21 protein-coding genes are annotated in these 24,176 nt (G+C 70.6%); 8 read left to right on the forward strand and 13 right to left on the reverse strand.

Translation table 11 applies throughout. The features are described 5' to 3' along the window. Positions 1–249: 249 nt before the first annotated feature. Genes ACIQCZ_RS14705 through ACIQCZ_RS14715 form a run of 3 tightly spaced genes read right to left on the reverse strand, consistent with a single transcriptional unit; the run spans position 250 to position 4,123 of the window. A complete protein-coding gene (locus ACIQCZ_RS14705) occupies positions 250–2,634 on the reverse strand; it encodes a xanthine dehydrogenase family protein molybdopterin-binding subunit (RefSeq protein WP_402282466.1) in 2,385 nt (794 codons plus the stop codon). A gap of 2 nt (positions 2,635–2,636) precedes the next feature. After that, positions 2,637–3,230, reverse strand: a complete 594-nt coding sequence (locus tag ACIQCZ_RS14710; RefSeq protein WP_376271737.1) for a (2Fe-2S)-binding protein — start codon at positions 3,228–3,230, stop codon at positions 2,637–2,639. Positions 3,231–3,232: 2 nt separating this feature from the next. Further along, positions 3,233–4,123, reverse strand: coding sequence for an FAD binding domain-containing protein (locus ACIQCZ_RS14715; protein WP_402282468.1), 891 nt, complete (start codon positions 4,121–4,123; stop codon positions 3,233–3,235). Between the two features lie 258 nt (positions 4,124–4,381). Here ACIQCZ_RS14715 and ACIQCZ_RS14720 point away from each other — a divergent pair, with 258 nt between their 5' ends. The 3 genes from ACIQCZ_RS14720 to ACIQCZ_RS14730 all read left to right on the forward strand — a co-directional run bounded on the left by ACIQCZ_RS14720 (position 4,382) and on the right by ACIQCZ_RS14730 (position 7,649). Then, entirely contained in the window at positions 4,382–6,133 is a 1,752-nt protein-coding gene (locus ACIQCZ_RS14720) for a PucR family transcriptional regulator (protein ID WP_402282470.1), read from the forward strand. Positions 6,134–6,296: 163 nt separating this feature from the next. Continuing rightward, the gene (locus ACIQCZ_RS14725) at positions 6,297–7,082 is read left to right on the forward strand and encodes a hypothetical protein (RefSeq protein WP_402282471.1); all 786 of its coding nucleotides are present in this window, start codon (positions 6,297–6,299) and stop codon (positions 7,080–7,082) included. Between the two features lie 234 nt (positions 7,083–7,316). Next, entirely contained in the window at positions 7,317–7,649 is a 333-nt protein-coding gene (locus tag ACIQCZ_RS14730; RefSeq protein ID WP_402282473.1) for a hypothetical protein, read from the forward strand. 259 nt (positions 7,650–7,908) lie between these two features. Here ACIQCZ_RS14730 and ACIQCZ_RS14735 read toward each other — a convergent pair whose 3' ends face one another. Beyond that, positions 7,909–8,685, reverse strand: coding sequence for a GntR family transcriptional regulator (locus ACIQCZ_RS14735; protein ID WP_402282475.1), 777 nt, complete (start codon positions 8,683–8,685; stop codon positions 7,909–7,911). A 146-nt stretch (positions 8,686–8,831) separates the two neighbouring features. Between ACIQCZ_RS14735 and ACIQCZ_RS14740 the strand changes: the two genes are divergently transcribed. Together ACIQCZ_RS14740 and ACIQCZ_RS14745 are read left to right on the forward strand one after the other, a co-directional pair. Continuing rightward, the gene (locus tag ACIQCZ_RS14740; RefSeq protein ID WP_402282477.1) at positions 8,832–9,680 is read left to right on the forward strand and encodes a (2Fe-2S)-binding protein; all 849 of its coding nucleotides are present in this window, start codon (positions 8,832–8,834) and stop codon (positions 9,678–9,680) included. Between the two features lie 191 nt (positions 9,681–9,871). Beyond that, positions 9,872–10,948 (forward strand): DUF2637 domain-containing protein, encoded by a 1,077-nt coding sequence (locus ACIQCZ_RS14745; RefSeq protein ID WP_402282478.1) that lies wholly within the window; start codon positions 9,872–9,874, stop codon positions 10,946–10,948. 45 nt (positions 10,949–10,993) lie between these two features. On the opposite strand, the gene ACIQCZ_RS14750 is transcribed toward ACIQCZ_RS14745, so the two are convergent. Next, on the reverse strand, positions 10,994–11,356 hold the full coding sequence (locus tag ACIQCZ_RS14750; RefSeq protein ID WP_402282925.1) for an ATP-binding protein: 363 nt from the start codon (positions 11,354–11,356) through the stop codon (positions 10,994–10,996). A gap of 513 nt (positions 11,357–11,869) precedes the next feature. Between ACIQCZ_RS14750 and ACIQCZ_RS14755 the strand changes: the two genes are divergently transcribed. Together ACIQCZ_RS14755 and ACIQCZ_RS14760 are read left to right on the forward strand one after the other, a co-directional pair. After that, positions 11,870–12,262 (forward strand): ribonuclease domain-containing protein, encoded by a 393-nt coding sequence (locus tag ACIQCZ_RS14755; protein WP_402282480.1) that lies wholly within the window; start codon positions 11,870–11,872, stop codon positions 12,260–12,262. A 94-nt stretch (positions 12,263–12,356) separates the two neighbouring features. Beyond that, the gene (locus tag ACIQCZ_RS14760) at positions 12,357–12,746 is read left to right on the forward strand and encodes a barstar family protein (protein ID WP_402282482.1); all 390 of its coding nucleotides are present in this window, start codon (positions 12,357–12,359) and stop codon (positions 12,744–12,746) included. A 77-nt stretch (positions 12,747–12,823) separates the two neighbouring features. Here the strand turns inward: ACIQCZ_RS14760 and ACIQCZ_RS14765 are convergent, their stop codons facing one another. Then, positions 12,824–15,226: a M9 family metallopeptidase gene (locus ACIQCZ_RS14765; RefSeq protein WP_402282483.1), complete on the reverse strand. Its 2,403-nt coding sequence runs from the start codon at positions 15,224–15,226 to the stop codon at positions 12,824–12,826. A 247-nt stretch (positions 15,227–15,473) separates the two neighbouring features. On the opposite strand from ACIQCZ_RS14765, the gene ACIQCZ_RS14770 reads away from it, so the two are divergent. Then, positions 15,474–16,946: an aminopeptidase P family protein gene (locus tag ACIQCZ_RS14770; RefSeq protein WP_402282484.1), complete on the forward strand. Its 1,473-nt coding sequence runs from the start codon at positions 15,474–15,476 to the stop codon at positions 16,944–16,946. A gap of 89 nt (positions 16,947–17,035) precedes the next feature. Here ACIQCZ_RS14770 and ACIQCZ_RS14775 read toward each other — a convergent pair whose 3' ends face one another. The 7 genes from ACIQCZ_RS14775 to ACIQCZ_RS14805 all read right to left on the reverse strand — a co-directional run bounded on the left by ACIQCZ_RS14775 (position 17,036) and on the right by ACIQCZ_RS14805 (position 24,117). After that, complete coding sequence (locus ACIQCZ_RS14775) at positions 17,036–17,764, reverse strand: GntR family transcriptional regulator (protein WP_402282486.1); 729 nt, start codon at positions 17,762–17,764, stop codon at positions 17,036–17,038. Positions 17,765–17,852: 88 nt separating this feature from the next. Then, a complete protein-coding gene (locus tag ACIQCZ_RS14780) occupies positions 17,853–18,797 on the reverse strand; it encodes an ornithine cyclodeaminase family protein (RefSeq protein WP_402282487.1) in 945 nt (314 codons plus the stop codon). Beyond that, a complete protein-coding gene (locus tag ACIQCZ_RS14785; RefSeq protein ID WP_402282488.1) occupies positions 18,794–19,795 on the reverse strand; it encodes a proline racemase family protein in 1,002 nt (333 codons plus the stop codon). The genes ACIQCZ_RS14780 and ACIQCZ_RS14785 overlap by 4 nt, the downstream gene beginning before the upstream one ends. A 177-nt stretch (positions 19,796–19,972) precedes the next feature. Beyond that, on the reverse strand, positions 19,973–20,881 hold the full coding sequence (locus ACIQCZ_RS14790; RefSeq protein WP_402282490.1) for a dihydrodipicolinate synthase family protein: 909 nt from the start codon (positions 20,879–20,881) through the stop codon (positions 19,973–19,975). A 126-nt stretch (positions 20,882–21,007) separates the two neighbouring features. Next, on the reverse strand, positions 21,008–22,474 hold the full coding sequence (locus ACIQCZ_RS14795) for an NAD(P)/FAD-dependent oxidoreductase (protein WP_402282491.1): 1,467 nt from the start codon (positions 22,472–22,474) through the stop codon (positions 21,008–21,010). Continuing rightward, on the reverse strand, positions 22,467–22,793 hold the full coding sequence (locus ACIQCZ_RS14800; protein ID WP_402282492.1) for a (2Fe-2S)-binding protein: 327 nt from the start codon (positions 22,791–22,793) through the stop codon (positions 22,467–22,469). Before ACIQCZ_RS14800 ends, ACIQCZ_RS14795 begins: the two co-directional genes overlap by 8 nt. A gap of 163 nt (positions 22,794–22,956) precedes the next feature. Continuing rightward, positions 22,957–24,117, reverse strand: a complete 1,161-nt coding sequence (locus ACIQCZ_RS14805) for an NAD(P)/FAD-dependent oxidoreductase (protein ID WP_402282494.1) — start codon at positions 24,115–24,117, stop codon at positions 22,957–22,959. Positions 24,118–24,176: the final 59 nt, after the last annotated feature.

The raw sequence follows: 24,176 nt of genomic DNA on the forward strand, positions 1-24,176 counted from the left end.
TTCACAGGGGCACCCGCGATGAAGAATCGATATGCGGGATTTGGGATGACTGCGCTGGCGGCACGACCCGGGGGACGGCCCGAGGCGAACTGTTCATGCAGAGTGGAATGTGCAGGTACTGCGGTACTGCTCGATGGGACAACGGCCGTGAGCGGTATGGCACTTGGGATCTCCGGGCGGTACGGGCGACGGAAGTGTGACGTTCCTGGGAGGCGCGCACCGCCCGGAGGGTTCGAGGGGAGCTGTGACTCAGGTGCCCGTGAGGTGCTCGGGTCGTACCGGTGTCCTGTTGAGCTCCAGGCCCGTCGCGTTCCGGATCGCCGCGAGGACGGCCGGGGTCGACGACAGGGTGGGCGCCTCACCGATGCCGCGCAGCCCGTACGGGGCGTGGTCGTCGGCGAGTTCGAGCACATCGACCGGGATGGTCGGCGTGTCGAGGATGGTGGGGAGCAGGTAGTCCGTGAAGGAGGGGTTGCGCACCTTCGCGGTCTTCGGGTCGACGACGATCTCCTCCATGACGGCGATACCCATTCCCTGGATGGTGCCGCCCTGGATCTGGCCCACGACCGACAGCGGGTTGAGTGCCTTGCCGACGTCCTGGGCGCAGGCCAGTTCGATGACCTTGACCAGACCGAGTTCGGTGTCGACCTCGACGACCGCGCGGTGGGCGGCGAAGGAGTACTGGACGTGGCCGTTGCCCTGTCCGGTACGGAGGTCGAACGCCTCGGTGGGCCGGTGGCGCCACTCCAGCTCGATGTCGACCGCCTCGTCCTCCAGCACGTCGACCAGGTCGGCCAGCACCTCGCCGCCGTCGGTGACGACCTTGCCGTCTTCCAGGAGCAGTTCGGCGGTGGCCCACGCGGGGTGATACGTACCGAACTTGCGACGGCCGATCTCCAGGACCTTCTCGCGCACGGCCTCGCAGGAGTGCTTCACCGCGCCGCCGGTGACATACGTCTGCCGGGAGGCGGAGGTGGAGCCGGCCGAGCCGACCTGTGTGTCGGCCGGGTGGATGGTGACCTGGGCGACGCCGAGTTCGGTCCGGGCGATCTGGGCGTGGACGGTGACGCCGCCCTGCCCGACCTCGGCCATGGCGGTGTGCACGGTCGCGACGGGTTCGCCACCGATGACCTCCATGCGCACGCGGGCGGTGGAGTAGTCGTCGAAGCCTTCGGAGAAGCCGACGTTCTTCAGGCCGACCGCGTAGCCGACGCCGCGTACGACGCCTTCGCCGTGAGTGGTGTTGGACAGCCCGCCGGGCAGGGCCCGTACGTCGGCCTGCTCGCCGGCCACCTCCCACTGGCGCTCGGGCGGCAGCGGCCTGGCCTTCACCCGGCGCAGCAGCTCGGCGACCGGGGCGGGCGAGTCGACGACCTGTCCGGTCGGCAGGAGGGTGCCCTGCTCCATGGCGTTGAGCTGCCTGAACTCGACCGGATCCATGGAGAGTTCGGCGGCCAGCTTGTCCATCTGGGCCTCGTAGGCGAAGCAGGCCTGGACCGCGCCGAAGCCGCGCATGGCGCCGCACGGCGGGTTGTTGGTGTAGAGCGCGATCGCCTCGATGTCGACGTCGTCGATGACGTACGGGCCGACGCTGAGCGAGGAGGCGTTGCCGACGACGGCCGGTGAGGCGGAAGCGTATGCCCCGCCGTCCAGCACGATGCGGCACTTCATATGGGTCAGCTTGCCGTCGCGCGTCGCGCCGTGCTCGTACCAGAGCTTGGCGGGGTGCCGGTGCACATGGCCGAAGAAGGACTCGAACCGGTTGTAGACGATCTTGACCGGCTTGCCGGTGCGCAGGGCCAGCAGACAGGCGTGGATCTGCATCGACAGGTCCTCGCGGCCGCCGAAGGCGCCGCCGACTCCGGAGAGCGTCATGCGGACCTTGTCCTCGGGCAGGCCGAGGACGGGAGCGATCTGGCGCAGGTCGGAGTGGAGCCACTGCGTGGCGACGTACAGGTCGACGCCGCCGTCCTCGGCGGGCACGGCCAGGCCGGACTCGGGGCCGAGGAAGGCCTGGTCCTGCATGCCGAAGACGTATTCGCCGCTGACCACGACATCGGCACGGGCCGCCGCCGCGTCCGCGTCGCCGCGCACGATGGGCTGCCGGTGGACGATGTTGGGGTGCGGTACGTGCCCCGCGTGGTGGTCGTCGCGGCCCTCGTGGACGAGAGGGGCGTCGGGTGCGAGGGCGGAGGCCTCGTCGGTGACGACGGGCAGCTCGCGGTAGTCGATCCTGATCTTCGCCGCGGCGCGACGGGCCGTCTCCGGGTGGTCGGCGGCGACGAGCGCCACCGGTTCGCCGTGATGGCGGACCTTGCCGTGGGCGAGGACCGGGGTGTCCTGGATCTCCAGCCCGTAGTTCTTCACCGAGGCCGGCAGGTCGTCGTAGGTGAGTACGGCGTAGACGCCGGACGTGGCGAGCGCCTCCGAGATGTCGATGGAGACGATCTCGGCGTGCGCGACCGTGGAGCGCAGCGTGTGGCCCCAGAGCATGTCCTCGTGCCACATGTCGGAGGAGTACGCGAACTCTCCGGTGACCTTGAGGATGCCGTCGGGGCGCAGCGTGGACTCGCCGATGCCGCCCTTGGTGCGGGTGCCCTGGTTGATGCTGGTGGGGTTGCCGGTAACGCCCATCGTCAGACCGTTTCTTCCGCGCGGGCGGCCGCGAGGCGGACCGCGTCGAGGATCTTCTCGTAGCCGGTGCAGCGGCAGAGGTTGCCGGAGAGCGCCTCGCGGATGTCCGCGTCGGACGGCTCCGGGTTGCGTTCGAGCAGCTCGTCGGCGGCGATCAGCAGGCCGGGGGTGCAGAAGCCGCACTGGACGGCTCCGGCATCGATGAACGCCTGCTGGATCGGTGAGAGTTCGCCGGTGTCCCGGCTCTCCTCGCCGGTCGGCTCGGCCTCCCACCGCCGCGCCTTGTCGAGTGCGGTGCCGCAGGCGCCGGAGGCGCAGCCACTGCCGGGGTGTTCCTGGGAACGGTGGGCCGCGAAGTCGGCGAGGCCCTCCACGGTGACGACCTCGCGGCCCTCCACCTGCCCCGCGGCGACCAGACAGGAGCAGACCGGGACACCGTCCAGACGGACCGTGCACGATCCGCACTCGCCCTGCTCGCAGGCGTTCTTCGAGCCCGGCAGGCCCATCCGCTCACGCAGCACGTAGAGGAGGGACTCGCCCTCCCAGACGTCGTCCGCCTCGTGCCTGCGGCCGTTGACCGTGAAATTGACGCGCATGATCAGGCAGCTCCTTCGGTGCTGCGGCCGTTGCCGCGGTACGACTCCCAGGTCCAGCCGAGGGTGCGGCGGGCCATGATCCCCACCGCGTGTCTGCGATAGCTCGCGGTGCCGCGCACATCGTCGATCGGGTTGCAGGCACCGGCGGCGAGCGCGGCGAACCGCGAGGCGATGGACGGGGTGATGATCGTGCGGCTGTCCCAGAAACCGCCCTCTTCGAGCGCGGCGTTCAGGAATTCCTCGGCCTCCTTCGCCCGTACGGGTGTGGGGGCGGCCGAGCCGATGCCGGTGCGCACCGTGCGGGTCTCGGGGTGCAGGGCCAGGCCGAAGGCGCAGACGGCGATGACCATCGCGTTGCGGGTGCCGACCTTGGAGTACTGCTGCGGTCCGTCGGCCTTCTTGATGTGCACGGCCCGGATCAGCTCGTCCGGGGCGAGGGCGTTGCGCTTGACGCCGGTGTAGAAGGCGTCGATCGGGATCATCCTCGTCCCGCGTACGGATTCGGCCTCGACCTCGGCGCCCGCCGCGAGCAGCGCGGGATGGGCGTCACCGGCGGGCGAGGCGGTCCCCAGGTTGCCGCCGACGCCGCCGCGGTTGCGGATCTGCGGCGAGGCGACGGTGTGCGAGGCGAGCGCGAGTCCGGGCAGCTCGGCGCGCAGGTGCTCCATGATCTGGCTGTACGGTACGGAGGCGCCGAGCCGTACGCTCTCCCGGCCCACCTCCCATTCGGACAGCTCTCCGATGCGGTTCAGGTCCAGGAGGTACTCGGGCCGCCGGTGGTCGAAGTTGATCTCGACCATCACATCGGTGCCACCCGCAATGGGCACAGCCGTCGGGTGCTCGGCCTTGGCGGCGAGCGCCTCCTCCCAGCTGGCGGGGCGAAGGAAGTCCATGAGTGGCTCTCTTCTTCTCAATCGGTCGTTCGCTGGGGCTGGGGACGGCCGGCCCTCGACTGGTCGTTCATGTGTTGTTGACGCGGTGTGGGGCCAAGTACACAAGCCGTGCTCCACCCGGTGCAGTCACCGAAACCATGAAGGAGTTGGCTGGCCGCTCTCTCCGTCTTGTAGATTCGAACGAATGGCGGGGATCGGTGACCTCACCGCAATACCCAGTTTTCACCCGCACCAACGAAAGAGATCGGCGGCGACGAGATGCGGCTGCGCGCACTGCTGGAGACCGACGCGCTGGGCCTGCGGCTGCTCGGCGGCGAGGACGAGCTGGACCGCTCCGTCCGTGGCGTGATGACCACTGACCTGCGGGATCCCAGCCGCTATCTGTCGGGCGGCGAGCTGGTCCTGACGGGCCTTGCCTGGCGCCGGGACGCGACGGATTCGGAGCCGTTCGTACGCATCCTGGCAGGCGCCGGGGTCGCCGGGGTCGCGGCCGGCGAGGCGGAGCTCGGTGACGTCCCCGGCGATCTGGTGGAGGCCTGTGGACGGCACCGGCTGCCGCTCTTCGCCGTCCATGAGACCGTCGCGTTCGCAACGATCACCGAGCATGTGGTGCGCCAGGTGTCGGGCGAGCGAGCGGGTGATCTCGCCGCCGTCGTGGACCGCCACCGCCGGCTCATGACCTCGGGCCCGGCGGGCGGCGGCCCCGAGGTGGTGCTGGATCTGCTGGGCACCGATCTCGACCTGCGCGCCTGGGTGCTCTCCCCCACCGGGCGGCAGATCGCGGGCGCCGGAGACGCGCCGCTGGCCGGGCCGGTCGGCGCGGCGCTCGCCGGCCACCATCTGGCCGCCACCCGCGGCGGCCGCCGGGCCCCGCACCGCACCACCGTCGACGGCATCACGTATTCGCTCTTCCCGATCCGGAACACCGGGCGGGGCGCGGTGCCGGCCTCGCGGGATGTGCGCGAGTCGGTGCTCTCCGACTGGCTGCTCGCGGTCGAGGCGGACGCGAGCGACTGGCCGCCCGCCCGGCTGGACCTGCTCCAGGGCGTCACCCAGTTGATCGCCGTCGAACGGGACCGGCGCGACGCGGCCCGTACGGTACGCCGCAGGCTGGCCCAGGAGGTCCTGGAGCTGGTCCAGACGGGCGCGCCGCCGGCCGAGATCGCCGCCCGGCTGCGGGTCGCCGCTCCGGTGCTGCTCCCCGGGCTCGGGGCGGCGCCGCACTGGCAGGTCGTGGTGGCACGCGTCGACTGGGGCGACGCGGCGGGCTCCACCGCCACGGGCGGCCAGGCCGGCTCCGGCCCCGCCGTCGCGGGCGGCCCGGTGGCCCAGGCATTGCTGGAGGAGATCCTGGTCGACCCCGCGGTCACCGGTCCCGACTCCGCGGACCGGATCGCGGTCGCCCACACCGGCGACGAGGCCGTGGCGCTCGTACCGCTGCCCGCCGTCACCGTGCCCGCACCGGGCGGCGAGCCGGGCGCGGCGCCGTCCGGCGCGCCCGCCGAGGCCGACCCCGCGCTGCACGCCGGTGTGCTGCTCGCCGCCGTCCGCGAGCCGCTCTCCGCGGGCCTCGCCGACGACGGGCGGCTGACACTGGGTGTCAGCGCGGCCGTGCATTCGCCCGAAGGACTGCGCGGCGCACTGGAGGAGGCACGGCACGCCCGCCGGGTCGCCGCTGCCCGGCCCGGCCGGGTCTGCGCGGCCGGGCACCACGAGCTGGCATCGCACGTACTGCTGCTGCCGTTCGTCCCCGACGACGTGCGCCGCGCGTTCACCGCACGGCTGCTCGACCCGCTGCGCGACTACGACCGGCGCCATCGCGCGGAGCTGATCCCGACGCTGGAGACGTTCCTGGACTGCGACGGTTCCTGGACGCGCTGCGCCGCCCGACTCCATCTGCACGTCAACACATTGCGCTACCGGGTCGGGCGAATCGAGCAGTTGACGGGGCGTGACCTTTCGCGCCTGGAGGACAAGCTCGATTTCTTCCTCGCCCTGCGCATGAGCTGACTTCCGGGCGCCGCCACCCCTGCGGGCGCGTCGGCTCGTTTGTGAAATCTTTCACCTGACATTGATCCGACCCCTTGGCCCGGCGTGCCATTCCGTGCTGAGATGCGGCCAGACCCAACAGCTCGATGGCGCGCTCGGGGAGGGCAATGTGGCGCATACCGCCATGTCTGGTTCCGGAACGACAGCCGATGACGATCCGCCGCTCCAGACAGCGGTATGGCGCCTGCGGTCACGCGCCTGCTGGACGGACGCCGCCGCGCTGCTCGAACACGACGCCGCCACCGATCCGGCGGCGGCACTCCAGCGGACCGCGCTGCTCACCGAACGGTGCCTGTACACCGGGCAGGGCTGGACCGACGCCGAGGACGCCCTGCGCACCGCCGAGGCGCTGGCCCATGACGACGCCGAACGCGGCGCGGCGGCCTGCGAACGCGGCCATCTGGCGTACGCGTCGACACTTCTGGGCGTCCGGGACCGGGCGGACGAAGCCAGCGTCGCCCTGAGCCGCGCCGCCGCGCTGCTCGCCCCGTCCGCGCCGGGCCGCCCGTTGCTGGACTTCCGCCGAGGTCTGATCGCGCAGAACATCGCCGACTCGCCGCAGGCCGCACGGGCCGCCTACCGCAGGGCCCACGCCGGTGCCACCGCCCAGGGGGACGCGCTGCTGCTCTCCTCGACCTGGCGCCATCTCGCCCTGCTCGCCCTGCGCGAGGGCGAACTGGCGGAGGCGCGTCACGGCTTCGCCGAGTGCCTGCGGATCAGGGAGGAGCTGGGCTATCTGATCGGGACGGCTCCGGCCCTCATCGCCCTCGCGGACTCCGAGCCCGAGCCCGAGGCGGCGACCCGGCTGCGCGCCGAGGCGGGCCGGCTCTTCCGGCTGCTCGGCGGCGTACCGACCTGGCTGGCTCCGCACCTGGACCCGCCGCCCCAGGAGACGGCCGAGGCGAACTGAGTCCGCGGCACCGCCCGGGCGAGGTGCCAGAGCGTTCCCGGCTCCTGCGCCGCACGTCAGGTGAGATCCACGACCGGATCACCGGGCTTCCATCCGGCGTCGCTCCACTCCGGAGTCGGGGACGGGCGGTCCGGGGCGGGCGGCGGGTGGGGACCCCGGTCGGGGTTCTGCGGCACGGCGGGAGGATTGTCCCGTGATCTGCCGCTGTCCCGTCGCGGAGGCGGGACCGGGGACTTGGGCGGCGCGGCCCTCCGCGGCGGTGGTACCACGACGGCGACGGTGTGCGAGGCGTCCGGGGCCGGTTCGGACGGCCTCGCGACGGGCGTGCGTCCCGGTGTCGCGACGGGGGTGCCGGTGGGCATCGGCGACGGTGTCACGGACGGCTGTACGGACGTGGCCGACGCACTCTCGCCCGCCGGGACGGTCGCACCCCGGCCGGCCGCCTGCGAACAGCCGGCCGTGCCCAGCGCCACCGCCGCCATCAACAGCCCGGACACCGGTCTCGACGCCCGGCTTCCTGCCACTCCCGCCCCCAAGAACGATCATGTGATCAGAGGCGTAGCGTAACCCGTTCCCGCGGCGGGGCCGACGGAGCCCGCGGCACCGTCCGGTTACGGTCCGGTGCACGAGGGAGAGCGGATCGGTGAGCGGCGTCATGCGGCTTCGGATCCGAGGCGGAGGAGGCAGGCGACGCGCAGGAGGGGGCGATGCGCAGGAGGGGCGATGCGCAGGAGGGAGGCGACGCTGAGCGTCGTCGACCGACGACGCCGGCGGCGGCGAAGTCGCACGGCGCCGGGGATCCCGTTCGCCGTCGTGTGCCAGGCCGTCAGCTCTCGGCGCCGGTGAAGTGTTCGCGTACCAGCGACTGCACGACGACCAGGTCCTGGGCGATGAGCGCGTCGAGCAGCGCGGTGTGCTCGGCGGCGTCGGCCAGCAGGTCGGCGCGGCGGGTGGTGGGGTTGTCCCCCAGTGGCCACTGGGAACGGCGGTGCAGGTCGTCGGCGACCATCACCAACTGCTCGTTGCCGCAGAGGGCGAGGACGGCGCCGTGGAAGGCGCGGTCGGACTCGGCGTAGCCGGCCCGGTCACCGACGGCGGCGGCCGCCACGGTGGCCTCGGCCAGCGGACGCAGGGCGCACCAACGGGCCGGCGGCACGGTGCGGGCGAGCCTCAGCATGACGGGGACCTCGATCAGGGCCCGCACCTCCGCCAGCTCCGCCAGCTCGCGCGGGCCCCGCAGGGAGACACGGAAGCCGCGGTTCGGTACGACCTCGACGGCACCCTCGATGGCCAACTGCTGCATCGCCTCGCGCACCGGCGTCGCCGAGACCCCGAAGCGGGCGCCCAGAGCGGGTGCGGAGTAGACCTGCCCCGGGACCAGCTGACCGTCCACCAGTGCGGCGCGCAGGGCGTCCAGGATCTGACCGCGTACGGAGTGCCGCTGCACCACCGGCCGCGGGGCGGACGGCTCGCAGTGCGTGTGCTCGCCGCGCGCCTGCTCGGGCACCCGCACATCGGGCACCTGCGCGGACGAAGGGGCGGTCGCGGACGCGGCGGACGAGTACGACGGCCGTGCCTGTTCGCGCGCTCTGCCCTGCTCCACTCGGACCTCCCCGGCCTGCCGCGGGCGCGGCTCGCGTGCGCCATGCCCCTTGTGCACCATAGGCGGAGCAGGCCGCAGTTCAAACATCGATCCGTTCGGGTAAGGTAAGGCTTACCTGCAAACGATCGCGATTCGGTGGTCCCTGCATGACACTCCCCGCCCTTCTCCCCGGCACCACCGCGTCCGCCGTGACGGGCGCGTACGCGCGCCTGAGCGAGGTGTTCCCCGGCCTGCGCGCAGAGGTGCTGACGGACGACGAGGCCGCTCCCCGCGGTGCCGGCTGGGTGGGTGCTCATGAGCTCGCGGCGGGCGGCGCCGCGCTGGACGCCTTCCTCGCCCGGGACCACGCGCAGGTGCTGCGGGACCACGGGCAGCAGCCGCGCCCCGACGTGGTCGCCGGCTTCGGGCTGCACCGGTACGCCTGGCCCGCCTGCCTGCTGGTGACGGTGCCGTGGTTCCTGCACCGGCGCGTCCCCCGGATCCCCGTCGAGGATGTGGCGTTCCAGCGGGCGCTGGGCCATCTCACGGTGCGCCTGAGGGAGTTCGCCTGCCTTCCCGACGACCCGGCGGCCGGACTGCCGGGCGCCCGGGTCGTTCCCGACGAGGCGGCGCTGCGGGCCGAGGTACTGGCGTCGGTGGCCGAGCACATCGGCCCGGTGCTGAACGGCTTCGGTCCGCGGATGCGGCGCGGCAGGAGGGCGTTGTGGGGGATGGCGACGGACGAGATCGTCGAGGGCCTGTGGTACATCGCCCATCTGCTCGGGGAGGAGCGACGGGCGATGGCCGAGCTGGAGGAGCTCCTGCCCGGCACCACCGAGCCGTACGTCGGATCGGCGGGCTTCCGTGAGCTGACCGGTCCGAACGGCGAATCACTGCCCACCCGCGACCGGACGAGCTGCTGCCTCTTCTACACGCTGCGCCCCGAGGACACCTGCGTCACCTGCCCCCGCACCTGCGATGCGGACCGGGTACGGAAACTGACGCCCGCTCACTGATCCACACCCCTCGTACGAGTAGTACTATTCGAACGCAGATCACTGGCCGCGTACGAATATTCGATCAGATCTCGGATATCCGTATGCCCTGCCAACCCAATGGCGTTCTCTTGCCCCGAAACCCCCTGAGCATGACGGGGTTTCGGCAATCATGGCGCCCGAAATGCCCTACGCGACGCAAGGGACCGCGCATGAGACTGACCGACATATCGCTGAATTGGCTGCTTCCGGGCGCCGTGCTGCTCGTGGGGGTCCTGGCGGCGGTGGCGGTGGTCGCACGCGGCAAGCGTGCCGCTGAGAATTCCGCTGCCGACGACAGCTGGGAACGCAGCGAGGAGCGTCGCAGACGCAAGGAGGCGCTGTATGCCACCGCCTCGTACGTCCTGCTGTTCTGCTGCGCGGCGGTCGCCGCCGCGCTCTCCTTCCACGGGCTCGTCGGGTTCGGCGAGCAGAACCTCGGCCTCTCCGGTGGCTGGGAGTATCTCGTTCCGTTCGGCCTGGACGGGGCCGCCATGTTCTGTTCCGTGCTCGCGGTGCGCGAGGCCAGTCACGGTGACGCGGCGCTCGGTTCCCGGCTGCTGGTATGGCTGTTCGCCGGCGCGGCCGCCTGGTTCAACTGGGTGCACGCGCCGCGCGGCATCGACCACGCCGGCGCGCCGCAGTTCTTCGCGGGGATGTCGCTCTCGGCGGCCGTGCTCTTCGACCGGGCGCTGAAGCAGACCCGCCGGGCCGCGCTGCGCGAGCAGGGCCTGGTCCCCCGTCCACTGCCGCAGATCCGGATCGTACGGTGGCTGCGCGCCCCCCGGGAGACCTTCGGCGCCTGGTCGCTGATGCTGCTGGAGGGCGTACGCACCCTGGACGAGGCGGTCGAGGAGGTACGTGAGGACCGGCGCGAGAAGGAGCAGAACCGTCTGCGCAGGAAGGACCAGGTCAAGCTGGACCGGGCCCGCATCAAGGCGCTGAACCGGCAGAACCGGGCCTGGCGTCGGGTCGGCCGGGGTGGGACCCAGGTGGACGTCCAGGCCATCGCCCCGGCGACGGCCTCCGCTCAGCCCGCCGCGGAGCCTGCCCTATCCGAGCCGGGACAACTGCCCTTGCTTTCACGGCCCTCCCTGCAGGCCGTGACAGGTCCGGCCCGAGAGGCATCGGACCGAAACCCCGGTGAGCCGATCACCGTCGACCTCACCGCCGAGGACGACACCCAGGCACTGCCCCGGCTCGATTCGCTGGAGCGGAAACTGAAGGACCTGGAGCAGCAGTTCGGCTGATCCGTCCGCCGCGAAAGGCCCTGACGGCCCGGTTCTCCCGGGCTCTCAGGGCCTTTCGCCGTTCAGTTCGAACCAGACGACCTTGCCCAACGCCTGCGCGCCGACCCCCCAGGCATCCGCGAGATTCCGGACCAGGACCAGCCCTCGGCCGTGCGTACCGTCGTCGGCGTTCGGTACGTACGACGAGGACAGCCCGGACACGAAGTCACGCACCTCCACCCTCAGTCTGGCGGGCGCCACGCTCACCGTGACGACCGCGCCGTGACGCGTATGGATCAGGGCGTTGGTCACCAGCTCGCTGAGCAGCAGTTCCGCCACCTCGGCCGACTCCGTCCGCCATCGGTATCGCAGGAACTCCCGCAACGCGCCGCGCACTTCGCTGACGCCCGCCAGATCGGTGTGGGCCAGTCTGCGATGCAGCCGGACCGGCTGCGGTCCCTGCTCCCCCGGCGCGCGCGCCGTCCCGTCCACCACGAAATCGGCCTCGCCCCGACGCTCCATCGTTTCCCCCGTACGCACAGTGAATCCCCCTGCTCGCCGTCTCGTCTTCCCGCGCCCTTGTCGTTTCCTGTCGTCGCACCCTTGTGTCGAGCCCCGTTGTCGCGCCTTGTCGTCGCGCCTCGTTGTCGTCCTGCGGCTTCTCGTGTTCCGCTCGCCCCTTCCCGTACCTTCCGGCCCCTTCCCGTACCTTCCGGCTCCCTCTCGCCCTAACGGCTTCACGGAACGCCTCCACGGGGATGCATGCCCCACAGACCGGCTGCCACGCTTGTCGACTCATCAATAAATGAACGGTTCGGCCGAGTTGACCCACGAGCCTTCGGACACATCGGCGTCACATTTCCTCCTCTCCGGTTAACTCCCAAAAAATTCACATCGGTTGACGTTGACGGCACCATGTCTACGCGCGTCATCATGGTGGCTATGCGAATCCCCCCACGGATCACCACGCTCGGTGGCTCTGCCGCCCTTCTGTCCGTTCTCCTCGTCGGCGGCCCGGTCGCCTCCCCGGCCACGGCCGCCACCACCTCGGTCGGCAGCATCTGCTACTCGGCACTGCCTGCCCAGGCACACGACACCCTCGACCTGATCGACGCCGGCGGACCCTTTCCGTACTCGCAGGACGGTGCCGTCTTCCAGAACCGTGAAGGCGTCCTGCCCAGTCAGGGCACCGGCTACTACCACGAGTACACGGTCATCACCCCCGGCTCCCCGACCCGCGGCGCCCGTCGGATCGTCACGGGCGAAAAGGTACGGGAGGACTACTACACCAGCGACCACTACGCCACATTCGACCTGATCAACCAGAGCTGCTGAAGGCTCAACCCTCCGGACCGATCCGCGCCGTAGCCCCCCACCTGCGGCGCGGATCACGGGCCGGCCGAAGCAGCCGGGCTTGTACCCTCCACCCATGACCGTGACCTATGTGATCGACGGCTCCCGGGTCACCGGCCTGGAGCAGTTCTGGAGTGTGATCGGCGAGGCGGTGAACGGCCCCGGCGGTTACTTCGGCCGCAACTTCGATGCCCTCGCCGACTGCCTCGGCGGCGGGATGGGCACTCCGGACGACGGCGACTTCGTCTTCGAGTGGCGGGACCACGCCCTCTCCGCGCAGGCCCTGGCACACGAGGAGACAGCGCGCTATCTGCGGCACAGCCTGAGCAGGGTGCACCCCGCCAACAGGCCCTCGGTCCAGAGGCGACTGGACGATGCCCTGGCCGGACGGGGGCCGACGCTGTTCGATCTGCTCGTGGAGATCCTGACGGACGAAACGGCACCCGGCACGCTGCGGCTTCTGTGAGCCGGTGAGGTTCGCCGGCGCCGGCCTGCGGAGGAGGATCCCTCCGCAGGCCGGCTGTTTTCGTGCGTCCGGAATGCTCAGTACTTGGTGGAGACGGTCACGCCGTCGAAGTTCTCGACGGCGTACATGCTGATGAAGTGGGGTCCGGCCGCCGGGTGGTCGATGGTCAGCGTGTGCTCGTTGCCGGCCCCGCTGTCACGGCTGGTGTAGTGATCGGTCATCGCCCAGCCGTCCGCGCTGTAGTAGAGGTCGGCGTCGCCCGAGCCGCCCGTTGCCCTGATCTCCAACGAGGTGGTGCCGGCCGGTACGTACAGGTACATATAGGCGTAGTTGCCCTTGGTGGCTGTCAGACCGCTGCGCTTGCAGTTCTTGCCCAGCTCCCTCGTGTCGCTTCCGGTGCACTCGGCCGGGGGGTCGGTGGGCGGGTTGGTGCCGGTACTGCAGCCACCGCTCGCACAGGCGGTCAGCCAGGTGTTCCAGTCGGTTTCGTAACGGTCACCGATGGTCGATGTGAGCAGGGTGCGCGCCCCGTTCCAGTCACCCTTGCGGTAGAGGCCGAGGAGCGTGTCGATGTCCCCGCGGTGGGACTCCAGCATGTAACGGACGGCCAGATAACCCCAGTTGTAGACCCGGGTCTGGTCGGCGTTCTCGTAGGTGGTGTCGTACAGGGTCCGCAGGGTGTAGGTGTGGTTCGCGGCCTGGGCTGCGGCGGCGTCGTAGTCGACCTTGCGGTACGAGTAGGAGACGTACTCCGCGAAGCCCTCGACCCACCAGACGGTCGGCGTGGTCAGTCCCTCCTCGAAGTCGCCGTGCATGTTGAAGCGGCCGTCGAGGTAGTGCGTGTATTCGTGGTTCAGGTTCCAGATCTGGAACTCGGGGCGGACCCACTCGGCCTCGTACGCGATGAACCGGGGCTGATTGCCTTCCGCGGCGGGGTCGCCTTCCAGGTACATGCCGCCGTTGTTCGTGTTGATGCCGTAGATCGCACCGGCGTAGGTCTGGTAGTCGGTGCTGGAGTCGAAGACCACGACTTCGATGGTGGTGTTGCGGTCGCCCTCGACCGGACCGTTGTCCCGCGCGACGTCATGGAAGTAGGCGTCCTGGTTGCGCAGACTGGTACAGCTCGCCTCGAGGTCCTCGGCGGACATCTGCTGCGCCAGGATGCGGATGCTGTCGCTGCATGTGTGGCTGACGGGGAGGACCGCGCTCTTCAGGCGCTGAGCGAGGTCACAGGTGCCGTAGTACGAGCAGTTCGCCTTGTCGTAGGCCTCGACCATCTGCGCCACGCCGACCCAGAGCGGGGCGGTGGGGCCGGTGATGGAGCTCTTGCCGAGCAGTCCGGCGGCCAACGGGCTCGCCTTGGGGCGCAGGGAGTCTTCCTGAAGGAAGCGGCCGAGCTCAAGTCCCGCGTTGGAGGCGAGGAACGACTGCTTGGTGCCCAGCAGGTCGAGATGGCGCGAAGCGAAGTCGCTGAGGGCATCCAGCGGGCTGGGGTCGGCCTCCACCGCGGCGATGAACTCCGGCACCTGGTGACCGCGGAAGAACACCGTGTACACGCTGTTCACGGCGTTGACCATGTACCAGGAGCTGTTGTACGAGGAGTCGTAGTCGGCCAGCAGCCGCTTGACGACGGACAGGTAGCGGGCGTTCTCGACCGCGCTGTCGATCAATATGACGGCCTCGGACAGGGTCTCCCCGTTGGCGTCGGTGACGTCGAAGGCGTGCGAGGAGGCGAAGAACGCGTCGAGCGCGCCCTGGATGGCCGTACGCAGCTCCGGCCCGTAGCTGCCCACCGTGTCGGGGTCGTAATACTGCACGTAGTACCCGGCTCGGAGATAGAGGACCAGCTGGGGCATGCCGGTACTGCTGTCGCCGGGGTAGGCGGCCGAACCCTCGCGCATGGCGTTGGCGACGGTGACCATCTGCGCCTCACGGAAGGCCAGATTGCCGTCGTTGCCCTTGACGCGGAACAGCGTGTTGACGCAGTCGGTCGTCGATGACTTGATCTGCTGGACCAGGTCGCTTCCGGTGCGGCTGGTGAAGTCGCCGACATTGCACGCGGCCGTGGTCAGGGCCTTGGAGCCGGCCTTGGCCTTCGCCTTGAGGTCGGCCTTCATCGAAGGCGCCAGGTGGCTCGGGAGCGAGGCGCCGGGGTCGTCGTAGTCCCGCCGCAGTGCGTCCTTGGATGCGGACAACGGCGGGCGGTCGGCGGCCTTGAGGGCCTTGCGGCCGAAGTGGTCGGCGTCGTCCACGGGTGCGGTCTGCGCCTCGGCGGAGGGGCCGCCGGGCTCTGCGGCAGGTCCGCTGCCCGTACGGCCCGGACCGGTGTCGCCGGTCCGGGTGTGGCCGGTCGCTGTCGATGCGGTGGGGTGTCGCTCGACAGCCTGGCCCGGTGCGGAGAGCAGGCCCACGCCCAGGCATGCCGCCAGGACCGCAGTTGACAGTCCCGTCAGTCTTTGTCGAACCGTTCGGTTCTTCACGTGCCGCCTCCCAGCGGAGTGATGACCGCGCGATGACGCGCGGATGTGGGGGATGCGCGGGGGGGGTGAGGCCGGACCGCGTTCATCCATAGGTCATGGCATGGACACGACCTCTTCCTCGCTGCGCGCTGTACAATGGCACATGTCACATGTTCTCTGGAAGCCCTCTGACGCACATTCATCTCCGCGCCAACTCGTCGCCCCAGCAACAGATTTCAGTGGCCCACCGACAGAGCACCGAGGAGTCATGCCCGTGCCCCGTTCCCTCTCCGCACCCCGCACCAGCAGTCATGACCTGCCGGTGTCTCCTGCGCTGGACGCCTTCATGGGCACGGCATGGGCGGACACCCCGCTACCGGCGGACATCCGCGTCGCCGCGTACGACGTCACACCCGCCCGCCGCGCCCGGCTCGCCGCCCGCTTCCCGGGCGAGCGCCTGATCATCCCGGCGGGTGCGCTCGCAGTCCGCTCCAACGACACCGACCACCGGTTCCGTCCGCACACCGGCTACGCCTGGCTCACCGGCCTCACCGGCGAGGACCAGGCCGGCCATGTCCTCGTCCTCGAACCCGACGGTGACGAGCGGCACGAGGCGGTGCTGTACCTGCGGCCCCGGTCACCACGCACCGGCCACGAGTTCTACCGTGACCGCCGGTACGGGGAGTTCTGGGTCGGGCGCAGGCCCGACCTGGCGGAGGCGACCCGGATGACCGGTATCCGCTGCGCGCACCTGGACGCGTGGGAGAAGCTGCTGACCGGGCGGCAACCCCCGGTACGGGTGCTGGGCGGCGTAGACCCGTCCGTCGACGAACTGCTGTGCATCCGTGGTCCGTTTGCGCCCCGGCGGTCGGCCCCGGCCGGACTGGCGGCAGTGCTCAGCGAACTCCGCCTCGTCAAGGACCCTTGGGAGATCGATCAGTTGCAGCATGCCGTCGATGCGACGGTGACCGGCTTCGAGGATGTGGTGCGAAGCCTTCCACAGGCGCTGCGACACCCGAGAGGAGAACGCTGGATCGAGGGCGTCTTCGATCTGCGGGCCCGGCTGGAGGGGAACGGTCCGGGCTACTCCACGATCGCCGCGGCCGGTGCGCACGCCTGCGTCCTGCACTGGATCCGCAATGACGGGCCACTGGAGAGCGACCGACTGCTTCTCCTGGACGCCGGAGTGGAGACCGATTCGCTCTACACGGCCGACATCACCCGTACCCTGCCGCTGTCCGGCCGCTTCTCCCCCGTGCAGCGCAGCGTCTACGAACTGGTGCTGGCCGCTCAGGAGGCCGGCATCGCGGCCCTGCGCCCCGGGGCACGGTTCCGTGACTTCCATCTGGCCGCCATGCGGGTCATCGCCGAAGGGCTGCACGAATGGGGCGTGCTGCCGATGTCCGCCGATGAGGCACTCGAATCCGACAACGGCCTCTACCGCCGGTACACGCTCTGCAGCAGCGGACACATGCTCGGTATGGACCTTCACGACTGCGCCCACGCACGGGCCGGCAGCTATCTGGACGGGCGCCTGGAAGTCGGCCAGGTACTGACCGTGGAACCCGGGCTCTATCTTCAGCCCGACGACGAGACCCTGCCCCCGTCACTGCGTGGAATCGGGGTGCGGATCGAGGACGACCTCGTGATGACGGCCGACGGCGCCCGGCTCATGTCGTCCGCGCTGCCGCGCACCGCCGACGGAGTCGAGGGGTGGATGGGCTCCCTGCTGGACGGTTGAGCAGGGAGGTCCCCTTCGACGGCCGCCCCTGCCGTGGGTCGGCCGGGGGGCGGAGAGACCACCTGGGGCCCCGGAGCCGGTCAGGCGGTTCAGACCTCGGCGACCGGCATCGACACCCTTCTGATCCGGATGCCGCCCTCGCCGGGATCACCGCCCTCCTCCTCGGCCCAGAGCGATCTGACATGTGACATATGGGTCAGCATGCAGGTCTCGGCGCGCTGGGCGTCACCGGCGATCATGAGATCGAGCAGTTGGACGTGCTCCTCGGCCGATACGGTCAACTGCCCTGTCGCGGCGAGCCGGTTGAGCCCGAAGAGGCGCGATCGCTTGCGCAGGCTGCTGACCTCCTCCACCAGCCGGCGGTTGCCGGCCAGCCCGAGCAGTTCGAGATGGAAGCGACGGTCCGCCTCCAGGTAGCCGATGATGTCGTGGTCGGCCGCCGCGTCGACGATCGCCAGGGCGAGCGGCCGTAGTGCCTTCAGCTCCCTGGTCCTGCCCATTCTGGCGATGCGGCCGACGGTGGGTACCTCGATCATGGCGCGGAGTTCGGTGAAGTCGTCCAGGTCCTGCTCGGTCAACTCGGTGATCCGAAAGCCCTTGTTGCGGACGGCTTCGACCAGGCCCTCACGCGCCAGGTCGAGCATGGCCTCGCGCACCGGGGTGGCGGACACCCCGAACTCGGCGGCGAGCGCGGGAGCGGAGTAGATCATGCCCGGACGGAGGTCGCCGGCGATCAGGGCCGCTCGGAGGGCGTTCGCCACTCTGTCGCGCAAATGCTCTTGCGCCGAGATGGCGTTGAGCGTCGTCAGGCGGGCCATATGTGTTCCTCCAGCGCCGTACGGGCCCTCAGAATACAATGTCACGTTTCCGCTCGGGCCCGTCGTTCCCGGCCTGTGGACAACTCGGTCAGGGCGTCGGCCCCCCGTGCACCGCAGCGGCGACCGCGAGGTCTTCCCAGCCCATGCCGACGCTCTTGAAGAACCGTGGGCCCACGCATCCGACCGGTCGTCCGACGAGTTCGCCCCCGGTCACCAGCTCGGCGAGGTTGGCGGCGATGTCCTCGACGCTGAAGGCTCCTTCCGCCAGCGGGATCAGCAGGTCTCCCGCCTCCGCCAGGGCGGCCGCCCTCGATTCGACGAACACGGCGGAGCGTGACACCAGAGCGGTGTCGACCTCCCTGGCATCCGGGGTGTGCGAGCCGACTGCGACGACCGTCGCCCCGTCCGGCACGAGGGTGCCGTCGAAGAGCGGGGTGGCGGAGGTGGTGCAGCAGAGCACAAGATCGGCCGTGGCCACCTCCTGCGCCCCGTGCGCCCCGCCCGCACGGGCGTCCACGCCGAGTCGGCGGGCATGCTCGACCAGTGCGGCGACGCGTTGCGGGGTACGACCGATCACGGAGAGCCGTTCGACCTGCCGTTCGGCGAGCAACGCGGCAAGGTGGCCGTACGCCTGGGGGCCGGTTCCGAAGAGCACCGCGTGACGCAGCACGGGCTCGGTGAGGTGTCGGATCGCGAGTGCGGACACGGCCGGTGTGCGCAGCGTGGTGAGCGCGGCACCGTCGAGCAGGGCGATCGGCAGCAGGGTGGAACCGTCGAGCAGCAAGTAGCTTCCGGTGATCCGGGGCAGGCCGCGTGCCGGATTGCCGGGAGCGACTCCGGCGATCTTCACCCCGGTCATCCGCTGCGTGGTGGCAGGCATGATCAGCAGTTCACCGCCGGGCACCGTGACATGGTGCCGGGCCGGTGACGTCTCCGGATCGAATCCCCCGCTCAGCGCCGCCTCCAGGGCGTTCACGGCTCCGGTGGGTCCGAGGGCCTCGATGTCGTCGGCGCCGAGCAGGGGCAGCTTCACAGCAGGAATCCTTCTGGGAACGGATCGGACGGGTTCAGGAAGAATTGTGCGGTACCGGTGATCCAGGCGCGGCCCGTGACAGTCGGGACGACGGCCGGCAGACCGCCCACGGTGGTCTGCTCGACCAGTCGCCCGGTGAACGAGGTGCCGATGAACGACTCGTTCACGAAGTCGCGGTCCAGGGGGAGTTCACCACGGGCGTGCAACTGCGCCATGCGTGCCGAGGTGCCTGTTCCGCAGGGCGACCGGTCGAACCAGCCGGGGTGGATCGCCATCGCATGCCGGGAGTGGCGCGCGTCGGAACCGGGTGCGATGAACTGCACGTGCTTGAGGCCATGAATCCCGGGATCCTCCGGATGGACGGGCCGATCAGCGGCGTTGACCGCGTCCATCAGAGCCAGTCCGGCCGACAGGATGTCGTCCTTGCGCGCCCGGTCGAAGGGCAGCCCGAAGTCGGAGAGTTGCACCATCGCGTAGAAGTTGCCACCGTAGGCGAGGTCGTACCGCACCTTTCCGTAACCGGGTACGTCCACCGTCCGGTCGAGACCGACGCTGAACGCGGGCACGTTGGTCAGGGTGACAGCCGTCGCCGCGCCGTCCCGCACGTGAACGTCGACACCGACGAGTCCGGCCGGGGTGTCCAGCCGCACGGTTGTGACGGGTTCGGTGACCTCGACCATGCCGGTCTCCACCAGAACGGTCGCGACCCCTATGGTTCCGTGACCGCACATCGGCAGAAAGCCGGAGACCTCTATGTAGAGGACGCCGAAGTCCGCGTCGGGCCTGGTGGGCGGCTGAAGGATCGCGCCGCTCATGGCTGCGTGGCCGCGCGGTTCGTACATGAGCAGGGTGCGCACGGCGTCCCGGTGCTCCTGGAAGTATCTGCGCCGTTCGGCCATGGTGGCGCCGGGAATGGTGCCGATGCCGCCGGTGATGACGCGGGTGGGCATGCCCTCGGTGTGTGAGTCGACCGCATGGAAGATATGACGTGTCTGCAAGGCTCTCCCTGGTTCGTCACGACGAAAACGATGAACGAGAAGTACGCGGAGTACGCGGAGTACGCGGAGAGAACGGGGCCGGGGCGAGCCGCGGCCCGACGTCGGCGTACGGAACGTGGCCGGGTCAGGTGGCGATCCGGCGTACGCGTACGGAACGACGGTCAGGCGATCGTGCGGTCACCCGTGGCCTGCGGCCAGTGCCTTCTCCGTCGCGGCACGTACGGCGGCCGCGTCCTCGTCGGGCAGGGGAAGGCGCGGCGGACGGGTGCGCCCGCCGTGCCGTCCGGCGACATCCATGGATGCCTTGATGGCCTGGACGAACTCCGGCTTCGAGTCCCACCGAAGCAGGGCGTGCAGTTCCCGGTACAGCGGCAGCGCTGTTGCCATATCACCTGTCACAGCGGCTCGGTACAGCTCTACGCAGCAGGACGGCAGCATGTTCGGGCAGCCCGCGATCCAGCCGACGGCCCCGGCGAGTGCCAGTTCCAGCAGCACGTCGTCGGCACCCACGAGCAGATCGAGACCGGGCGCCTGTTCGGCGATCTCGTACGCCCGGCGGACGTCACCGCTGAACTCCTTGACCGCCACGACGCTGCCGTCCTGGTGGAGCGCGGCGAGCAGGCCGGGGGTCAGATCCACCTTGGTGTCGTAGGGGTTGTTGTACGCCACGACCGGAACCCCGACCCGGGCGACCTCCGTGTAGTGGGCGCGGACCGCCGCGTCCTCGCAGCGGTAGCCGTTGGGCGGCAGGAGCAGCACGGAACCGGCGCCCGCCTCCGCGGCCTGTTCCGCCCAGCGCCGTGACTCCGCGCTGCCGTAGGCGGAGACGCCCGGCATGACGCGGCTGCCGTCGCCCGCTGCTTCGACGGCCACCCGGACCACCTGCTCGCGTTCGCCGTCGGTCAAGGTCTGGTACTCCCCCAGTGACCCGTTGGGCACCACACCGTCGCAGCCCGCAGCGATGAGCTGTCGGACGTGCTCGGCATAGGCGTCGTAGTCGATCGTGCAGTCGTCGCGCAGGGTGAGAGGGGTGGCGACCATGACGCCGTGCCAGGGTCGTGTGCGCGGGTGAGCGTTCGTCTGCATCGTGTCTCCTTGAAGGGTGTGACATGTCACGGTGTGGTGAATGAGTGGGCAGCGATCGGCGACGCGCGGTGCCGTGGAGTGGCAGGGGCGTGCCGGCAGTACCGGGGGAGTCGGGGTGCCGCGGGCCTACCCGGGGTCGGCGAGATCGGCGAGTGCGGACAGTTTCACGGGACAGGCCAGCGGGCGCCGGTCGGGGCCGTCCTGCTCTGCTCCGGCGCCGCGTCCGGTGCCGTGCGCAGTGGCGAGTTCCCGAACGGCGAATCCGCAGGTCCGGCCCTGGCACCACCCCATTCCCGCACGGGTGAGCAGCTTGACGGTCCTGGCGTCACCGGCCCCGAGCTCCTCGCAAGCGGTTCGGATCCGGCCCGCCGTGACCTCTTCGCAACGGCAGACCTCCGTGTCGTCGGCCGGCCATTCGCTCCACCCCTCCCCCGGCCGGTGCACGGCGCCCATCACTGCGGCGAAGGCGCGCAGACGACTCCGGGACCGGCGCAGGGCGATCGCCCTGCGCGCCGCTTCCCTCCGCACCCCGCCCCGTACCTCGCGAACGATCGACAGTGCCGCCAGCTCTCCTTCGCACAGGGCGAGTTCAACGCCACCGATGCCGCCGGTCTCGCCGGCTGCCCAGACCCCCGGCACGGTGGTCCGGAGCTGTGCGTCGAGAGCGACCGCATGCGTACCGTCGGCACAGACGCGCGTGGTGCAGCCGAGCGCCACGGCGAGTTCCAGCTGAGGGACGAGCCCGTGTCCCACGGCGAGTGCGTCGCAGGGGATCTCGCGTCCGGTCCCGGGCACGGGACTCCAACGACGGTTCACGCGGCTGACGGTCACTGCCTCCACCCGCGTGTCGCCGTGCACTTCGGTGACCGCCCTGTGCGTCAGGACCCGGACCCCGGCGCGGGCCAGCGCCGTACCGTACCGGACTCCCTCCGCCGCCTTGCCGGGGTTGGCTGCCAGCACGTGGGGAGCGCGCGCATAGGCCGCGTAACCGGACGCCTCGATCAGTGCCGGAACGCTCGCACCGGCACGCGTCAGCGACAGTGCGACGGCCTGCAGGAGCGGTCCGCTCCCCGCGACCACGATCCGGCGGCCCGGCAGCGTCAGGCCCGACTTGAGCATGGCCTGGGCTCCGGCCGCACCGACGACACCCGGAAGTGTCCAGCCCGGAAAGGGAAGTTGCCGTTCATGGGCGCCCGTCGCCAGCAGCAGTCGGCGCCCCGTGACGGCATGCCGGCGCTCCCCCTCGGGTCCGGTGACCGCATGCAGGATCCAGTCGCCGTCACGCGCTCGTTCGACCGACCACACCTGGTGCCCGGCGAGATGCCTGATCGCGCCCGATGCGCGGTGCGCCGCGAGCCGCGCGGCGAGTCCGGCGAAGACGGACCAGCCGTGGTGGAGGGCATCGGGCCGAGTGGCGCCGAGCCCCTCGGCCGGGCTGCGGTAGTACTGTCCGCCCGGTGTGTCGGCCGCGTCCAGCAGAAGCACGTCCAAGCCGTGGTCGGCCGCCATGACTGCTGCGGCCAGGCCGGCCGGACCCGCACCCACCACGGCGAGTTCGGCACGGTCCGCGTCCCGCGGCCGGCGGTCATCCATCGATCGAGGCATGGCCGTCGCCCTCCTGCGTGGTGATGGCGTCGCCCGGGCGGGCGGGAAGCAGGCAAGCGCGCTGGTTGGGGCTGCCGTTGACGGTGGCCAGACAGTCGTAGCAGGCACCGATGCCGCAGAAGGCTCCCCTCGGCCGACCGTGGACCCGGGTCGTGCGCCAGGTCAGGATGCCCGCCGACCACAGTGTGGCGGCGATGCTCTGACCCGGCAGTCCCCGGATCGGGCGTCCGTCGAAGGTCAGCTGGAATTCCGGTTCGGGCTCGGCCCCGACAAGTTCGGCCGGGGTACGCGCTCGGGTGCGTCTCACAGGGTCCTCTCCTGGGGCAGAACGCTTTCTCTTCCTCGGGCACACGGGGCTTCTTCGGGCGCACAGTGGGCTTCCCCGCGCACCGGGAGCCCTCCCCCGCGCCGCGCGGGTGCTCGCGCAGGACGCGGCGCCCCCTCCCGGAGCATCCGCGCCGCCTCTGCCGTCATGTGACATGGCATGCGGTGTCGAACCGGTCGGGCGCGAACGGACCGAGATCGAGTACGGGCCGCCGCCCGTGGATCGCGTCGGCGATCAGCCGACCGGTCGCAGGGGCCAGGCCTATCCCGGCTCCTTCGTGACCACAGGCGTGGAAGAGGCCGGGCACTCTGGGATCCGGGCCGATCGCGGGCAGGTGATCGGGCAGATAGGGGCGGAACCCGTGGTAGGCGCGCAACACCCGAACGTCCGCCAGTACCGGGAACAGGGCCGCGGCTTGCGCAGCCAGCCGGGCGACCACCGGCACTGACAACGTCCGGTCGAAGCCGACCCGCTCGCGGCTGGCGCCGATCAGGACCGGCCCCGAGGGCGTCCCCTCCACCACGGGCGAGGTCTGCAGCGCGGCGGACCCGCTCGACACATCGGCCACGTACTCCGCCGCATAGACCTTGTGCCGGATCAGCCGGGGCAACGGCTCGGTGACGAGCACGAACCCCCTGCGTGGCAGGACCGGCAGGTCCACCCCCGCCAGCGCCGCGAGCTCACCGCCCCAAGTGCCCGCCGCGTTGACGACGACGGAGGCGATCAGTTCGCCCCGTGCGGTGCGCACCCCCCGCACCGCCCCGTCCCGGCCCCTGAGTATCCCGACGACCTCCTGCCCCAGGCACAGGCGCGCCCCGGCCCGACCGGCTGCCCGCAGCAACTCGGCTGCGGCCAGGGCGGGTTGGACCTGGGCGTCCTGCGGGTAGTGACAGCCTCCGGCAAGGCTCGGCGCGAGGTGTGGCTCGACATCGCGGAGCCGATCGGATGTGACGTGGTACGCCTCGACCCCCGCTCCCCGTTGTCCGTCCGCGGTCGCCGACAGGGTGGCCAGGGATTCCTCGGACGCCGCCACGACCAGGCCGCCCTTGAGTTCGTACTCGATGCGCGGCGGCAGTTCCTGCGCCAGTTGGCCCCACAACGCTGCTGAAAGCAGGGCGAGTTGGAGTTCGGGTCCGGGCACTTTGTCGGAGACCAGGAGGTTGCCCTCCCCGGCTCCGGTGGTGCCTCCGGCGACCGGCCCGCGGTCGACGACGGCTACGGACAGTCCGGACCGGGAGGCGTAGTAGGCGCAGGCGGCACCGACCACTCCGGCCCCGACGATGACGACATCCAAGGGCTGTCTCATGAGCACGGCAGTAATATGTCACATTGCTTGTGGGGCGCCAAGGGTGTGTGCGTGGGCAG

The organism is Streptomyces sp. NPDC093149, from assembly GCF_044754145.1.
GTDB lineage: Bacteria > Actinomycetota > Actinomycetes > Streptomycetales > Streptomycetaceae > Streptomyces.

What these genes read in the sequence shown, in the direction of transcription:
- ACIQCZ_RS14705 (WP_402282466.1), bottom strand. Translation starts at nt 2,634, where the DNA reads ATGGGCGTTACCGGCAACCCCACCAGCATCAACCAGGGCACCCGCACC.
- ACIQCZ_RS14710 (WP_376271737.1), bottom strand. Translation starts at nt 3,230, where the DNA reads ATGCGCGTCAATTTCACGGTCAACGGCCGCAGGCACGAGGCGGACGAC.
- ACIQCZ_RS14715 (WP_402282468.1), bottom strand. Translation starts at nt 4,123, where the DNA reads ATGGACTTCCTTCGCCCCGCCAGCTGGGAGGAGGCGCTCGCCGCCAAG.
- ACIQCZ_RS14720 (WP_402282470.1), top strand. Translation starts at nt 4,382, where the DNA reads ATGCGGCTGCGCGCACTGCTGGAGACCGACGCGCTGGGCCTGCGGCTG.
- ACIQCZ_RS14725 (WP_402282471.1), top strand. Translation starts at nt 6,297, where the DNA reads ATGTCTGGTTCCGGAACGACAGCCGATGACGATCCGCCGCTCCAGACA.
- ACIQCZ_RS14740 (WP_402282477.1), top strand. Translation starts at nt 8,832, where the DNA reads ATGACACTCCCCGCCCTTCTCCCCGGCACCACCGCGTCCGCCGTGACG.
- ACIQCZ_RS14745 (WP_402282478.1), top strand. Translation starts at nt 9,872, where the DNA reads ATGAGACTGACCGACATATCGCTGAATTGGCTGCTTCCGGGCGCCGTG.
- ACIQCZ_RS14755 (WP_402282480.1), top strand. Translation starts at nt 11,870, where the DNA reads ATGCGAATCCCCCCACGGATCACCACGCTCGGTGGCTCTGCCGCCCTT.
- ACIQCZ_RS14760 (WP_402282482.1), top strand. Translation starts at nt 12,357, where the DNA reads ATGACCGTGACCTATGTGATCGACGGCTCCCGGGTCACCGGCCTGGAG.
- ACIQCZ_RS14770 (WP_402282484.1), top strand. Translation starts at nt 15,474, where the DNA reads ATGCCCGTGCCCCGTTCCCTCTCCGCACCCCGCACCAGCAGTCATGAC.
- ACIQCZ_RS14775 (WP_402282486.1), bottom strand. Translation starts at nt 17,764, where the DNA reads ATGGCCCGCCTGACGACGCTCAACGCCATCTCGGCGCAAGAGCATTTG.
- ACIQCZ_RS14790 (WP_402282490.1), bottom strand. Translation starts at nt 20,881, where the DNA reads ATGCAGACGAACGCTCACCCGCGCACACGACCCTGGCACGGCGTCATG.
- ACIQCZ_RS14795 (WP_402282491.1), bottom strand. Translation starts at nt 22,474, where the DNA reads ATGGATGACCGCCGGCCGCGGGACGCGGACCGTGCCGAACTCGCCGTG.
- ACIQCZ_RS14805 (WP_402282494.1), bottom strand. Translation starts at nt 24,117, where the DNA reads ATGAGACAGCCCTTGGATGTCGTCATCGTCGGGGCCGGAGTGGTCGGT.